Source organism: Actinacidiphila yanglinensis, from assembly GCF_900107965.1.
Lineage (GTDB): Bacteria > Actinomycetota > Actinomycetes > Streptomycetales > Streptomycetaceae > Actinacidiphila > Actinacidiphila yanglinensis.
In genome coordinates this window covers 22,065-34,393 of record NZ_FNVU01000002.1, presented here as the reverse complement: position 1 = coordinate 34,393, position 12,329 = coordinate 22,065, and the positions used below count along the sequence as shown (strand labels likewise).

Below are 12,329 nucleotides of genomic sequence, written 5' to 3'. Positions count from 1 at the left end.
GGCCGTCGGGTGACGGCCGGGGCTGCCTGCGTTCCGCGGCGCCGCGGGAGCGTGACTAGGCGGTCGCGGAGCGGTACTTGCGCACCGCGAGGGTGCGGAAGACCACCACGATGACCACCGACCAGGCCAGCGAGGCCCACACGGGGTGCTCCATCGGCCAGGCCGTGGAGCGGACCACGCCCGGGTTGCCGAACAGGCTCCGGCACGCCTGCACGGTGGCGCTGAACGGGTTCCACTCGGCGACGTGCCGCAGCCAGGGCGTCATCCTCTCCGGGGAGACGAACGCGTTGGACACGAAGGTGACCGGGAAGAGCCAGATCAGGCCGCCGGAGGTGGCTGCCTCCGGCGTGCGCACGGTCAGGCCGATCAGCGCGCCGATCCAGGAGAAGGCGTAGCCCAGCAGCAGGAGGAGCCCGAAGGCGGCGAACATCTTGGGCACGCCGTGGTGGATCCGCCACCCGACCAGCACGCCGACGACGGCGAGCACGACGACCGTCAGCGCGGTCTGCACCAGGTCGGCGAGGGTACGGCCGGTGAGCACCGCGCCGCGCGACATCGGCAGCGAGCGGAACCGGTCGATCAGGCCCTTGTGCATGTCGTCGGCGATGCCCGCGCCGGCGCCGGCGGTGGCGAAGGTGACGGTCTGCGCGAAGATGCCCGCCATCAGGAAGTTGCGGTAGTCCGAGGCGCTGAACGAGCCGCCGACGTTGACCGACCCGCCGAAGACGTAGCTGAACAGCACCACGAACATGATCGGCTGGAAGAGGCCGAAGATGATGACCTCGGGGATGCGCATCATCCGCAGCAGGTTGCGCTTGGCGACGACCAGGGAGTCGTGCACCGAGCCGAGCGGACCGCCGCGCGGGGTCGGCGCGAGGGTGGTGTGCGAGGTCTCGGGGGTGCCGGTGACGGCGCTCATTTCACGCTCTCCTTCGACGAAGCGGCCTGCGGGTCGTCACCGGAGCCGGAGCCGGAACGGGAGGCGCCGTCGGCGTTCCCGCCGTCCTGGTCCTCCTCGTCGTCGCCGGACCCGGCCACGGGCTCCTCGGCGGCATGTCCGGTGAGCGAGATGAACACGTCGTCGAGGGTGGGGCGGCGCAGCCCGATGTCGTCGATCTCGATGCCCTCGGCGTCCAGGTCGCGGATCACCTCGGCGAGCAGCTTGGCGCCGCCGGACACCGGGACGGTGATCATCCGGGTGTGCCGCTCGACGCTGATGCCCTCCCGGCCGCCCTTGCCGTGCCGGGCGAGGACCGCCACGGAGTCCTCGATCCGGCCCGGGTCGTGGGCGACGACCTCGATCCGCTCGCCGCCGGTCTGCGCCTTCAGCTCGTCGGAGGTGCCGCGGGCGATCACCAGGCCGTGGTCGATGACGCAGATGTCGTGCGCGAGGTGGTCGGCCTCCTCCAGGTACTGCGTGGTCAGCAGCAGGGTGGTGCCGCCGGAGACCAGTTCCTGGATGACCTCCCACAGCTGCTGCCGGTTGCGCGGGTCGAGCCCGGTGGTGGGTTCGTCCATGAACATCACCGGCGGGCTGACCACGAGCGCCGCGGCCAGGTCGAGGCGGCGCCGCATGCCACCGGAGTAGGTCTTGGAGACGCGGTTGGCCGCGTCGGTGAGGTTGAACCGCTCCAGCAGCTCGTCGGCCCGCGCCTTGGCCTGCTTCGCGCCGATCTGGTAGAGCTGCGCGACCATCTGGAGGTTCTCGCGCCCGGTCAGGTACTCGTCGACGGCCGCGAACTGGCCGGACAGCCCGATGTGCCGGCGGACCTCGTTGGGGTGCTTGAGCACGTCGATGCCCGCGACGACGGCCTTGCCGCTGTCGGGGCGGAGCAGGGTGGTCAGGACACGGACCGCGGTGGTCTTCCCCGCGCCGTTGGGGCCGAGCATGCCGAGCACGGTGCCCTCCGGCACGTCGAGATCCACTCCCCCCAGTGCCCTGACGTCTCCGAAGGTCTTGACCAGACCTTCGGCGTAGATGGCGCCCGCCATGTCTTCTCGCTCCCGTCGGTTTTCTGTGTGAGCGGCCGCCGCGTCTCCGCGGCCGGGCCCGCTGCGTCTGCACGTTCGACCGCTGCGGCGGCCCGAACTCATCGGTCCGCGCGCACGGGTTCCCGCGAGGACGCAAGCTCGCGATAGTCCGCGAGCATGCCAGACGCGATATATCGCGTCAACCGGTTTTTCCCATACCCTCGTCCCGGCTCAGCCGATCACCGTGTAGCCGGCCTTCTCCAGCGCGGCCGCGACCGCACCGCGGTGTTCGGGCCCCTTCGTCTCCAGGTGCACCTCGACCTCGGCCTCGGTGAGCCCGAGCCGCGGATCGGTGCGCATGTGGCTGACGTCGAGCACGTTGGCGTCGGCCTCCGACAGCACGGCCATGAGCGTCGCCAGGGCGCCGGGGCGATCGGTGAGCCGCAGCCGCAACGACAGGTAGCGGCCCGCCGCCGACATGCCGTGCCGCAGGATGCGCTGCAGCAGCAGCGGATCGACGTTGCCGCCCGACAGCACCGCGACCACCGGCCCCTCGAACGACCGGGGCGCCGCCAGCAGCGCCGCCACCGAACTGGCCCCGGCCGGCTCGACCACCAGCTTCGCGCGCTCCAGGCACAGCAGCAGCGCCGAGGACAGGTCGTCCTCGGAGACCGTCACCACGTCGTCGACCAACTCCTTGACCAGCCCGAACGGTACGTCTCCCGGGCGGCCGACCATGATGCCGTCGGCCATGGTCGACACCGGGTCCAGCGCTATCGGCCGGCCGGCCGCGAGCGAGAGCGGATACGCCGCCGCGCCCGCCGCCTGCACCCCGACGATCCGCACGTCCGGCCGCAGCGCCTTGACCGCGACCGCCATCCCCGCCACCAGGCCGCCACCGCCGGTGCCGACCACGATGGTCCGCACCTCGGGGCACTGCTCCAGGATCTCCAGGGCGACCGTGCCCTGACCGGCGATGATGTCCGGGTGGTCGAAGGGGTGGATGAAGACCGCGCCGGTCTGCTCCGCGTACCCGATCGCCGCCTGCAGCGTCTCGTCCACGACCGCGCCGTGCAGCCGGACCTCGGCGCCGTAGTCACGGGTCGCGGCGATCTTCGGCAGCGGGGCGCCCACCGGCATGAACACCGTCGAGCGCACGCCCAGCAGGGACGCCGCGAGCGCCACGCCCTGCGCGTGGTTGCCGGCACTGGCCGCCACCACGCCGGCGGCCCGCTGCTCCGGGGTCAGCCCGGCGATCCGCACGTACGCGCCGCGGATCTTGAACGACCCGGTGCGCTGGAGGTTCTCGCACTTCAGGTGCACCGGTGCTCCGACCAGCGACGACAAGTGGCGGGAGGTCTCCATGGCAGTGATCCGCGCGACCCCGGACAGCATCTTGTGCGCTCCGCGCACGTCATCGAGGGTGACCGACTGGGACCGCTTGTTGTCCATGCGCCCAGTCTCGCAGCCCGCCTCCACGATCCGGGCCAACGGTTTGTCCACGAAGTCGGCAGAAGCACCCCGCGCCCACCGCAGCCGCGTACTCTTCTCCCAACTTCCCGCCGTCCCCGCGCGGTCATCGTCGCCCATCCGTACCCGCACCTCCACCGGAACCCTCACCGGACCGACAGAACGCGAGCTTGAAGGTCATGTCCAACCCTCCGGAGACCTCGACCGAACTCCTTGAGAGCCTCCAGCACCAGGTCGCCCTCTTCGCCCGCCGCGCCGAACAGACCCGGCTCGGCGGGGTCGGCAAGGCACGCAACTCCATGGACCGCGCCGCCTATCTCCTGCTCAACCGGCTCGACCACGAGGGCCCGATGGGCGTCAAGGCACTCGCCGAGGCGATGGGCATCGACTCCTCCACGGTCACCCGCCAGGTCGCGCCCCTCGTCGACACCGGCCTGGTCAAGCGCACGTCGCACCCCGAGGACGGCCGCGCGGTCGTCCTGGCGCTGTCCCCGCGCGGGCGCGGCCGGCTGGACGAGGTCCGCGACTCCCGGCGGCAGTTGATGGCAGAGGTGACCGGGGACTGGTCGCCGCGGGAGCGGGAGCTGTTCACGGAGTTGCTGGTCCGCTTCAACACCGCGCTCGCCGACTGGCACTCGGGGCTCGGCCAGCGCGACGAGCGGGACCACCGGGAAGGTGTCATCGGCCGCTGACATCGGGGCGGGCCGCACGCCGGTCCGCCCGGGTGTGACCCGGGTCACGCACGAGTCTTGACCTGGGACCCGGGGGTGCCGTCCCATGGCCGCGTGGGCAAGCGCCGGGCGGCTGCGGAAACCCGCCGGGACGCCGAGTTCGCGGCGTTCGTCGCGGGTGCGGGCGGGCGCCTGCTCCATTCCGCCACCCTCCTGGCGGGCGATCCCGAGGACGCCGACCGGCTGCTCGGCACGGCGCTCGCCCGGCTCTACGCCGCATGGCTGCGGCTCGACGGCGACGACCCGTACCAGTGGGCGCGTTGCGAGCTGTTCGTGCGGTACGCCTACCGGCCCTGGTGGTACCACCCGCGCGGCGGGCTCCTCGACGGGCTCACCGCGCAGGAGCGGCTCATCGTCACCATGCGGTACTTCGAGGGGATCGGCGAGGAGCAGACCGCGGCGCTGCTCGGCATGGCGAGGGAGCGGGTCGCGGCGATCGCCGCGCGGGGCGGGGCGACGTTGCGGAGCCGGCCCGCACCGCCGCCCGGGTCCCCGCGTCCGCGCCCGCGGGCGACCTGGGCGGTCGGGCCGTGAGTAGCGGGCTGCCGCCGAACCGGCGTGAGGACGAGGTGCGGCGGCTCCTCGACACGCCGCATCCGCTGCTGCCCGCGGATCTGGCCGCGCGTGCGGTGCGAGGGGGGCGCCGCCTCCTGCTCCACCGCCGCGTGGTCCGCTACGCCCTCTGCCTTCTCCTCCTCGCCGCCGCGACGACAGCGCTCGTGCTTGCCGCCTGACCCTCCAGGGTGCCCCGTCCCCGGTATTACGGGACCTTGCGGTCCGCGGTGGCTTGTCGCGCAGTTCCCCGCGCCCCTGGTATGTGCGGCTCCCTCCGCGAAAAGAGCGCCCACACCCCTGGATGGGTGCGGGCCCTCCGCGAAAAGAGGGCACCCACCAAGGGGCGCGGGGAACTGCGCGAGCAACCACAGCCGGACTGCAAGGTCCCGTCACGGTCAGGACCGGCCCCCCCTGGGGTAAGGGGCGCGGGGAACTGCGCGGGCAACCACCCACCGGCAGGCGGTCCCGGAACCGGCCGCACCACCCACCCCGAAGGGACAGGGGCGCGGGGAACTGCGCGGGCAACCACCCACCGGCAGGTGGTCCCGGAACCGGCCGCACCACCCACCCCGAAGGGACAGGGGCGCGGGGAACTGCGCGGGCAACCACCCACCGGCAGGTGGTCCCGAAACCGGCAGGATGGGGCAGCCCGGGGGGTCCGCTCAGGCCAGCGCCGAGCGAAGGTCCTCCATGAGGTCGTCCACCGCCTCGATCCCCACGGAGATCCGCACGAGATCCGCGGGAACCTCCAACGCCGACCCGGCGACCGACGCATGCGTCATCCGGCCCGGGTGCTCGATGAGGGACTCGACGCCCCCGAGGGACTCGCCGAGGGTGAAGAGCTGCGCGCGGTCGCAGACCGCCACCGCCGCCTCCTCCCCACCGGCCACCTGGAAGGACACCATCCCGCCGAAGTCACGCATCTGCTTCGCCGCGATCTCATGCCCGGGGTGCGAGGTCAGCCCGGGGTAGTAGACGCGGGTGACCTTCGCGTGGCCGCTGAGCATCTCCGCGATCCGCCCGGCGTTGCTGCTGTGCCGGTCCATCCGCACCGCGAGCGTCTTGATGCCGCGCATGACCAGCCAGGCGTCGAACGGCCCGGCGACGGCACCCATCGCGTTCTGGTGGTACGCCAGTTCCTCGCCGAGTTCGGCGTCGGAGGTGACCAGCGCGCCGCCGACCACGTCGGAGTGCCCGCCCATGTACTTGGTCATGGAGTGCACCACCACGTCCGCGCCCAGGGCCAGCGGCTGCTGGAGGTAGGGGCTGGCGAAGGTGTTGTCCACCACGAGCCGCACCCCGGCCTGGCGGGCCACCCCGGCGAGCGCGGCGATGTCGGTGATGCCGAGCAGCGGGTTGGACGGCGTCTCCACCCAGATCAGCTTCGTCTGCGGCCGTACCGCGTCGCGCACCGCCTGCACGTCGGAGGTGTCGGCGACCGACCACTGCACGCCCCACCGCTCGGCGACCTTCGCGAACAGCCGGAAGGTGCCGCCGTAGGCGTCGTTGGGGATGACCACGTGGTCGCCCGGCGTCAGCACGGTCCGCAGCAGGCAGTCCTCCGCCGCCAGGCCGGAGGCGAAGGCGAGGCCGCGGCTGCCGCCTTCGAGCGCCGCGAGGTTCTCTTCGAGCGCGGTACGGGTCGGGTTGGCCGAGCGGCTGTACTCGTACCCGCCGCGCAGTCCGCCGACGCCGTCCTGCTTGTACGTCGACACCTGGTAGATCGGCGTGACCACCGCACCGGTCTGCGCGTCGGCCGGCTGTCCGGCGTGGATCGCCAGGGTCTCGAAGTGCTGGTGCGCACGCGGGGAGTGAGGGCTGTTGTTCATGCCGCCGAGCGTAGCCGCCGGGGGGCGCGGCCGGACGGCGGACGCCGCCGCACCGGACCGCGCGCCCCGGTATCCGGACGCGGGGGCTCAGGCCCGTCCGGTCGGGCGGGACGGCACCCGCGGGATCGCCGCGTTCGGGTCGTGCCCGGCGAAGACCAGGGCGATGACGAGACCGGCCACCTCCTCCAACTGGCGGGCGCGGCGCAGCGGTCCGACGGTGACGGGGTCGGCGCCCGCCGCGCGGACCAGATCGGCCACGGTGCGCAGGGCCGCCTCGTCGTCCCCGGCCAGCGGCACGGTGACCGGTTCGCGGCCCTGCGCCCAGTGACCGGCGGGGAAGAGGTGGAACGCCTTGACCACGTGCGCCCCCGGGGCGAGGTCCGCGACGTGCTCGGCGGCGGCGCGGCCGTCGGCGACCAGGTGTTCGCCGATGCCGTGGTCGACCGCGTTGACCGGGTCGATCAGGGCGGTACCGGCCAGCGAGCCGCCGCCGGCGCCGGCCGCGCGCAGGACGTCCGCCACGCCGGCCCAGGGGACGGCGAGCAGGACGGCGTCGCGTCCGGCGACCGCCTCGCCGGGGCTGCCGGCCGCGCGGGCCGTGCCGCCGCCCTCGGCCGTACCGGCCGCGCCCGCCATGGCGGTTGCCGCCGCCGCGGCCTTCTCCGGAGAGCGGCCGCCCACCACCACGTCGCGTCCGGCCCGTACCCAGGCCGTGCCGAGGGCGGTGGCCAGGACGCCGGTGCCGAGAATTCCGATCCTCATCGTGTGCTCCTGAGGGTGCGGGCGGCCTGCCGGTGGTGGCCGCCGCGGGACCGCCAACCGTAGGAGGGCCGACACGCACCGGACGGTAGGAGACGGCGCGGGAGAATGGCCGCACGATGGACGACGACCACGCCACCCCCGTGACCCTTCCGCCGCACGGCCGTACCACCCGCCGCGCCGCGGACGCCTCCTGCGAACGCTCGCTCGTGGACTGCCGGCTGCGCGCGGCGACCGAACTCTTCGCCCACACCTGGGACCCGGTGGTCCTCGCCGGTCTGAGCGAGGGACCGATGCGCCGCGCCGGGCTGCTGGCGCTGTCCGGCGGGATCAGCGACAAGGTGCTCACCGAGTCGCTGCGCCGGCTGCTCGCCAACGGCCTGATCGAGCGTCGCACCTTCCGCGCCGCGCCGCCGCGGGTCGACTACGGCCTGACCCCGCTCGGCACCAGCCTGGTGGAGGGCCCGATGCGGGCGATGGGCGACTGGACCCGGGACCACGGCGAGGAACTCCTCGAAGCCCAGGAGCGTGCCGCCACCCGCGCCGCGGGCTGAACGGGCGGGTCCCTCCGCTCAGGGCCGCGGCGCGCCGGGCCCGCCCGCCCCACCGGGTGCCGCCGACCCGGTGAAGTAGGCGGCGGTCTCCGCGTCCGCCGGGTAGTACGACTCGATCGCGACGTCGTCCAGGGTGATGTCCAGCGGGGTGCCGAAGGTGGTGATGGTCGAGAACAGCCGCAGCTCCCGCCCGCCGAAGCGGATGATCATCGGGATCACCACCTCGGACTCGATCGGGTACCCCGGCTCGTCGGGCACCGGCGCCAGCAGTTCCTCGTACAGCGCGGTCAGTTCGGCGTCCGGGGCGGTGGAGAGCTGGCGGGTGACGCGGGTACGGAACATCGCCCGCACGTCGGCCAGGTTGACCACCAGGGGGGCGAGCCCGCGCGGGTCCAGGGCCAGCCGCACCATGTTGACCGGCGGCCGCAGCAGGTCGCCGGGAACGTCCGCGAGGAACGGGTCGAGTGCGCGGTTGGTCAGCACGATGTTCCACCGGCGGTCGAAGACCACCGCCGGGTACGGCTCGTGGGCGCGCAGCACCCTCTCCACCGCGGCCCGGGCCGCGGACAGCGCGTCCCCCTCCAGCGGGCGCTCGGCGTACCGGGGCGCGTAACCGGCCGCGAGCAGCAGCCGGTTGCGCTCGCGCAGCGGCACGTCGAGCTGATCCGCCAGCCGGAGGACTATCTCGGCGCTCGGGTTGGACTTGCCGGTCTCGACCAGGCTGACATGGCGTGCCGACACGTCGGCGGCGATCGCCAGGTCGAGCTGGCTGAGCCGCCGCCGCTGCCGCCACTGCCGCAGGAACTCACCGACCGTATCCACGCTCACCGAGGCTAGAGCCTCGCGGCGCCGTACGCCATGAAATCCGACTTCATCGACAACCCTCACAACAGCGGCAATGCTGGCCACATGACCACAGACAACAAGACCCTCATCCAACGGGCGCTGGCGGAGCTGATCAGTACCGGCGACGCCGACACGCTCGTGCCGCTGCTGAAGGACGACTTCGTCTACCACCGGCCGGACGCGACCACGCGCACGAAGGCGGAGTGGCTCGCCCTCGTCCGCGAGGGTCCGCTCGACGAGATGAAGGTCGAGATCGACCACGTGCTGGCCGAGGGCGACCACGTCGTGATGCACTCGCGGCGCCGGATCCCGGGCGCCGGGCCGGGCGTCGAGGTCGTCGACATCTGGCGGTTCGACGACGGGCGGATCGCCGAGGCGTGGGAGATCGTCGAGCCGGCGGCGGAGACCGCCGCCCACCAGGTGTGGTGGGAGTCCGACGGGCGCTGACCGCGCCCCGGTCTCCCCGCGCCCGACCGCCGGGCCGGGCCCGCGGTCAGCGCGGGGAGACCAGGCCGCAGGTGAAGGGGGCCGCGGCGAGGTGGGCGGGGGTGAGCGGCGTCGCGGTGAGGTGTTCGGCGAGCGCGAAGGCGGCCTCGGTGTGGTGGGCGAAGTCCCGGTCGGGGCCGTCGTCGAGGTCGAACCCGACGGCGCGCATGGCGTCGACCAGGGCGTCGGGGGTGCTGCCGGAGCGCTGGTGGGCGAAAAGGGGCTCGAAGTCGAGCCGCAGGTCGCCGTCCTCCCACCAGGTGAAGTGGTCGACGGCGTTGATGTTGCGGAAGTGCGAGACGACGGTGGTGCCCGCGGAGAGCGGGCGGATCAGCGCCTCCGTGATCCCGACGTAGCCGTTGGCCTCGGCCACGAGGGTCCAGTCGCCGAGGGCGGTGGCGCCGACGAGCAGCCGGTCGGAGTCGTAGGTGTCCCAGGCGTCGTAGCTGCGTTCGACCAGGTCCGCGGCGCCGGTCGCGGGTTCGGCCGGCTCCGCGGCCAGCCTGGTCAGCAGGGTGCCGGGTGGCACCCCGCGGACCAGGGTGAGGCAGTATGCCTCGGCCAGCTCGGGGAACTGCGTGGGGAACCAGAGGTAGTCCTCAGCCGTGGCGGTCATGCCCGAAGCCTCGCACGGCGTACCGACAGCTCGGCGGCCCTCAGGTCCGGGACGACTCCCGCACCGTGAGGGTGCCCTTGCGCAGGGTGGCCAGCCGCGGGGCGCGCTTGGCGATGGTCGAGTCGTGGGTGACCAGGATGAAGGTCAGCCCGCGGTCCCGCCACAGCCCTTCGAGCAGCGCCATGATGTCGTCGCGGGTGCCCTCGTCGAGGTTGCCGGTCGGCTCGTCCGCGAGCAGCACCTTGGGCTCCTTGACCAGGGCGCGGGCGATGGCGACGCGCTGCTGCTGGCCGCCGGAGAGCTCGGAGGGCAGGTGGGTGAGGCGCTCGCCGAGCCCGACGGACTCCAGGGCGGCCGCGGCGCGAGCGCGCCGGTCGGCCGGGCGGACTCCCATCGGCACGAGGGCGGTCTCGACGTTCTCCTGCGCGTTGAGGGTCGGGATGAGGTTGAAGCTCTGGAAGATGAAACCGATGTTCTCCGAGCGGACCTTGGTCAGCCGGGCCTCGCTGAGCTTGGCCAGGTCGGTGCCGTCGAACTCGATGACGCCGGAGGTCGGGCGATCGAGCGCGCCGAGCATCTGGAGCAGGGTGGACTTGCCCCCGCCGGTGGGGCCTTGGATGACGAGCTGGTCGCCGTCGGCGATGGTCAGGTCGATGCCGCGCAGGGCGTCGACGTTCGTCTTGCCCCGGCGGTAGCGCTTGGTGACGCCGCTGAGCTGGTACATGGGTGGACTCCTGGGGAGCGGTCGGAAGAGGGGGTGGCCGGGCGCCAGGCCGCTGGGCGGCCTGGCGGACCCGCGGCTACTCGACGCGGCGCAGCGCGTCCGCCGGGCGCAGCCGGGACGCGCGCCAGCCGCCGAAGGTGCCGGCGATCAGGCCGCCACCGAGCGCCAGGCCGACGGCGAGCACGATGGTGCCGACGCTCACCGGCGCGCTCAGGGCGACGTCGAGGGTCTTGGACGCGGCCTGCCGGGCGCCGCCGCCGAAGCCGCCGGGGGCGCCGCCACCGGGACCGCCCTGGCCGCCACCGGTGCTTGCGGAGGAGCCGAGTTGGGCGCTGAGCGTGGGGCTGATCTCGGTGACGGCGAATGCGCCGGCCAGGCCGAGGGCGATGCCGAGCGCGCCACCGATCAGGCCGTTGACCAGGGCCTCACCCATGACCTGCCGGGTGACCCGGCCGCTCTTCCAGCCCAGCGCCTTGAGCGTGCCGAACTCCCGCACCCGGCGGCTGACCGCCGAGGAGGTGAGCAGACCGGCGACCAGGAACGCGGCGATCAGCACCGCGATGGACAGCCACTTGCCGACGTTGGTGGCCAGCGACGAGGCGGTGGACAGCGAGCCGGAGACGGTGGAGGCCAGGTCCGCGGACGTGGTGACGGTGGTGCCGGAGATGTTGTGCTGGATCTCGGACTTGACCGTGGAGATCTGCTGGGAGTCGGACGCCTTGACGTAGACCGTGGTGATCTTGCTCGCCGAGGAGGAGAGGGTCTGCGCCTGCTTCAGCGGGAGGTAGAGATTGGCGGCCGCGTCGCCGCTGTCGGCGGTCGCGATGCCGATCACCTTGTACTTGGTGCCCTTGACGGTGACCGTGGAGCCGACCTTGAGCTTGTTCTGCTTGGCGTAGGCGGAGTCGGCGACCATCACCTTCGCGTTGGCGTCGGCCGCGGTGAAGGTGCTGCCCGAGGTGATCTTGGAGGAGGTCAGCGGGCCCATCGAGAGGTCGGAGACGTCGACGCCGTAGAGCGTGTAGCTGTTCGCGTCGAACTGGGCGCCGCCGCCCTTGACCTCGCCCTGCGGGGTGCTGCTGCTGCCACCACCGCCGGGGAAGCCGCCCCCGGAGGAGGAGCCCTGGCGCTGCTGGAACTGGCCCTGCGTGAAGGTGCCGTTGATCTTGAGCACCTGGAGGTTGAGGCCGCCGACCGCGCCGGCGACGTCCTTCTGCTTGCCGACGGTGCTGACGACCGAGGACGACAGGGTCTGGAAGCCCTGCACCATGACCCGGTCGCTGCTCTGCGACGTGCCGCTGCTGTTCGCGTCGAAGTCGAACTTCGGCCGGGTGGTGGACCCGGTGCCGGAGGCCGGGGCCGCCTTCGTGACGGTCATGTCCGTGCCGAGGCCGTACAGCGACTTGAGCACCTTGCCCTGGGCCTGGTCCATGCCGGACGAGACCGAGTCGACGGTGATGACGAGGCCGATGCCGAGCGCGAGGCCCAGCGCGACCACGAGCGCCGCCTTGCGCCGGCGGCGCAGCTCGCGCCGGAGATACGTGAAGAACATCCGATTCCTCGTGGTTGGCAGGAAGGCAGTGGAATGCACCCCGGGTGGGGTGCGGAGAGCGGGGCGAACGCGAGGAGGGAGGCGTCCGCCCCTGCTCCCACTGCCGCGCAACGGTAGGAATCGGCGGTGAGGGTGCGGTGAGGCGAAGGTGAGCGGGGCTTGAGAAAGAGCACGCGAACCTGAGGCCCGGCTGAGCGGGAGGTTATTTCTTCCTTGAACAGGCCGTGCACGGCCTG

14 protein-coding genes are annotated in these 12,329 nt (G+C 72.7%); 5 read left to right on the top strand and 9 right to left on the bottom strand.

Going from position 1 to position 12,329, the window contains the following annotated elements; genetic code table 11:
* Positions 1 to 55: 55 nt before the first annotated feature.
* The 3 genes from C4U44_RS04090 to ilvA form a co-directional block, all read right to left on the bottom strand.
* Positions 56 to 919 (bottom strand): ABC transporter permease, encoded by an 864-nt coding sequence (locus C4U44_RS04090; RefSeq protein ID WP_103884230.1) that lies wholly within the window; start codon positions 917 to 919, stop codon positions 56 to 58.
* Entirely contained in the window at positions 916 to 1,992 is a 1,077-nt protein-coding gene (locus C4U44_RS04085; protein ID WP_103884229.1) for an ATP-binding cassette domain-containing protein, read from the bottom strand. The genes C4U44_RS04090 and C4U44_RS04085 overlap by 4 nt, the downstream gene beginning before the upstream one ends.
* Positions 1,993 to 2,202: 210 nt before the next feature.
* Entirely contained in the window at positions 2,203 to 3,423 is a 1,221-nt protein-coding gene (gene ilvA / locus C4U44_RS04080; RefSeq protein WP_103884228.1) for a threonine ammonia-lyase, read from the bottom strand.
* A gap of 197 nt (positions 3,424 to 3,620) precedes the next feature.
* On the opposite strand from ilvA, the gene C4U44_RS04075 reads away from it, so the two are divergent.
* The 3 genes from C4U44_RS04075 (at position 3,621) to C4U44_RS04065 (ending at position 4,906) form a co-directional block, all read left to right on the top strand.
* On the top strand, positions 3,621 to 4,133 hold the full coding sequence (locus C4U44_RS04075) for a MarR family winged helix-turn-helix transcriptional regulator (protein ID WP_103884732.1): 513 nt from the start codon (positions 3,621 to 3,623) through the stop codon (positions 4,131 to 4,133).
* A 93-nt stretch (positions 4,134 to 4,226) separates the two neighbouring features.
* Positions 4,227 to 4,706: a sigma factor-like helix-turn-helix DNA-binding protein gene (locus C4U44_RS04070; protein ID WP_103884731.1), complete on the top strand. Its 480-nt coding sequence runs from the start codon at positions 4,227 to 4,229 to the stop codon at positions 4,704 to 4,706.
* Positions 4,703 to 4,906: a hypothetical protein gene (locus C4U44_RS04065; RefSeq protein WP_200823136.1), complete on the top strand. Its 204-nt coding sequence runs from the start codon at positions 4,703 to 4,705 to the stop codon at positions 4,904 to 4,906. Before C4U44_RS04070 ends, C4U44_RS04065 begins: the two co-directional genes overlap by 4 nt.
* 483 nt (positions 4,907 to 5,389) lie before the next feature.
* Here C4U44_RS04065 and C4U44_RS04060 read toward each other — a convergent pair whose 3' ends face one another.
* Complete coding sequence (locus C4U44_RS04060; protein ID WP_103884227.1) at positions 5,390 to 6,556, bottom strand: cystathionine gamma-synthase; 1,167 nt, start codon at positions 6,554 to 6,556, stop codon at positions 5,390 to 5,392.
* A gap of 87 nt (positions 6,557 to 6,643) precedes the next feature.
* Positions 6,644 to 7,318 (bottom strand): NADPH-dependent F420 reductase, encoded by a 675-nt coding sequence (locus C4U44_RS04055; protein ID WP_103884226.1) that lies wholly within the window; start codon positions 7,316 to 7,318, stop codon positions 6,644 to 6,646.
* A 116-nt stretch (positions 7,319 to 7,434) separates the two neighbouring features.
* Between C4U44_RS04055 and C4U44_RS04050 the strand changes: the two genes are divergently transcribed.
* Complete coding sequence (locus C4U44_RS04050) at positions 7,435 to 7,869, top strand: winged helix-turn-helix transcriptional regulator (RefSeq protein ID WP_103884225.1); 435 nt, start codon at positions 7,435 to 7,437, stop codon at positions 7,867 to 7,869.
* A gap of 18 nt (positions 7,870 to 7,887) precedes the next feature.
* Here C4U44_RS04050 and C4U44_RS04045 read toward each other — a convergent pair whose 3' ends face one another.
* Positions 7,888 to 8,691, bottom strand: coding sequence for a helix-turn-helix transcriptional regulator (locus C4U44_RS04045; RefSeq protein WP_103884729.1), 804 nt, complete (start codon positions 8,689 to 8,691; stop codon positions 7,888 to 7,890).
* Positions 8,692 to 8,778: 87 nt separating this feature from the next.
* Between C4U44_RS04045 and C4U44_RS04040 the strand changes: the two genes are divergently transcribed.
* Positions 8,779 to 9,162 carry a nuclear transport factor 2 family protein gene (locus C4U44_RS04040; RefSeq protein WP_103884728.1) on the top strand — a complete coding sequence of 128 codons (384 nt, stop codon included), beginning with the start codon at positions 8,779 to 8,781 and terminating at the stop codon, positions 9,160 to 9,162.
* Positions 9,163 to 9,208: 46 nt separating this feature from the next.
* Here the strand turns inward: C4U44_RS04040 and C4U44_RS04035 are convergent, their stop codons facing one another.
* The 3 genes from C4U44_RS04035 to C4U44_RS04025 form a co-directional block, all read right to left on the bottom strand.
* A complete protein-coding gene (locus C4U44_RS04035; RefSeq protein WP_103884224.1) occupies positions 9,209 to 9,817 on the bottom strand; it encodes a DUF6461 domain-containing protein in 609 nt (202 codons plus the stop codon).
* Positions 9,818 to 9,857: 40 nt separating this feature from the next.
* Entirely contained in the window at positions 9,858 to 10,541 is a 684-nt protein-coding gene (locus tag C4U44_RS04030) for an ABC transporter ATP-binding protein (RefSeq protein WP_103884223.1), read from the bottom strand.
* Between the two features lie 76 nt (positions 10,542 to 10,617).
* Positions 10,618 to 12,093: an ABC transporter permease gene (locus tag C4U44_RS04025; protein ID WP_103884222.1), complete on the bottom strand. Its 1,476-nt coding sequence runs from the start codon at positions 12,091 to 12,093 to the stop codon at positions 10,618 to 10,620.
* Positions 12,094 to 12,329: the final 236 nt, after the last annotated feature.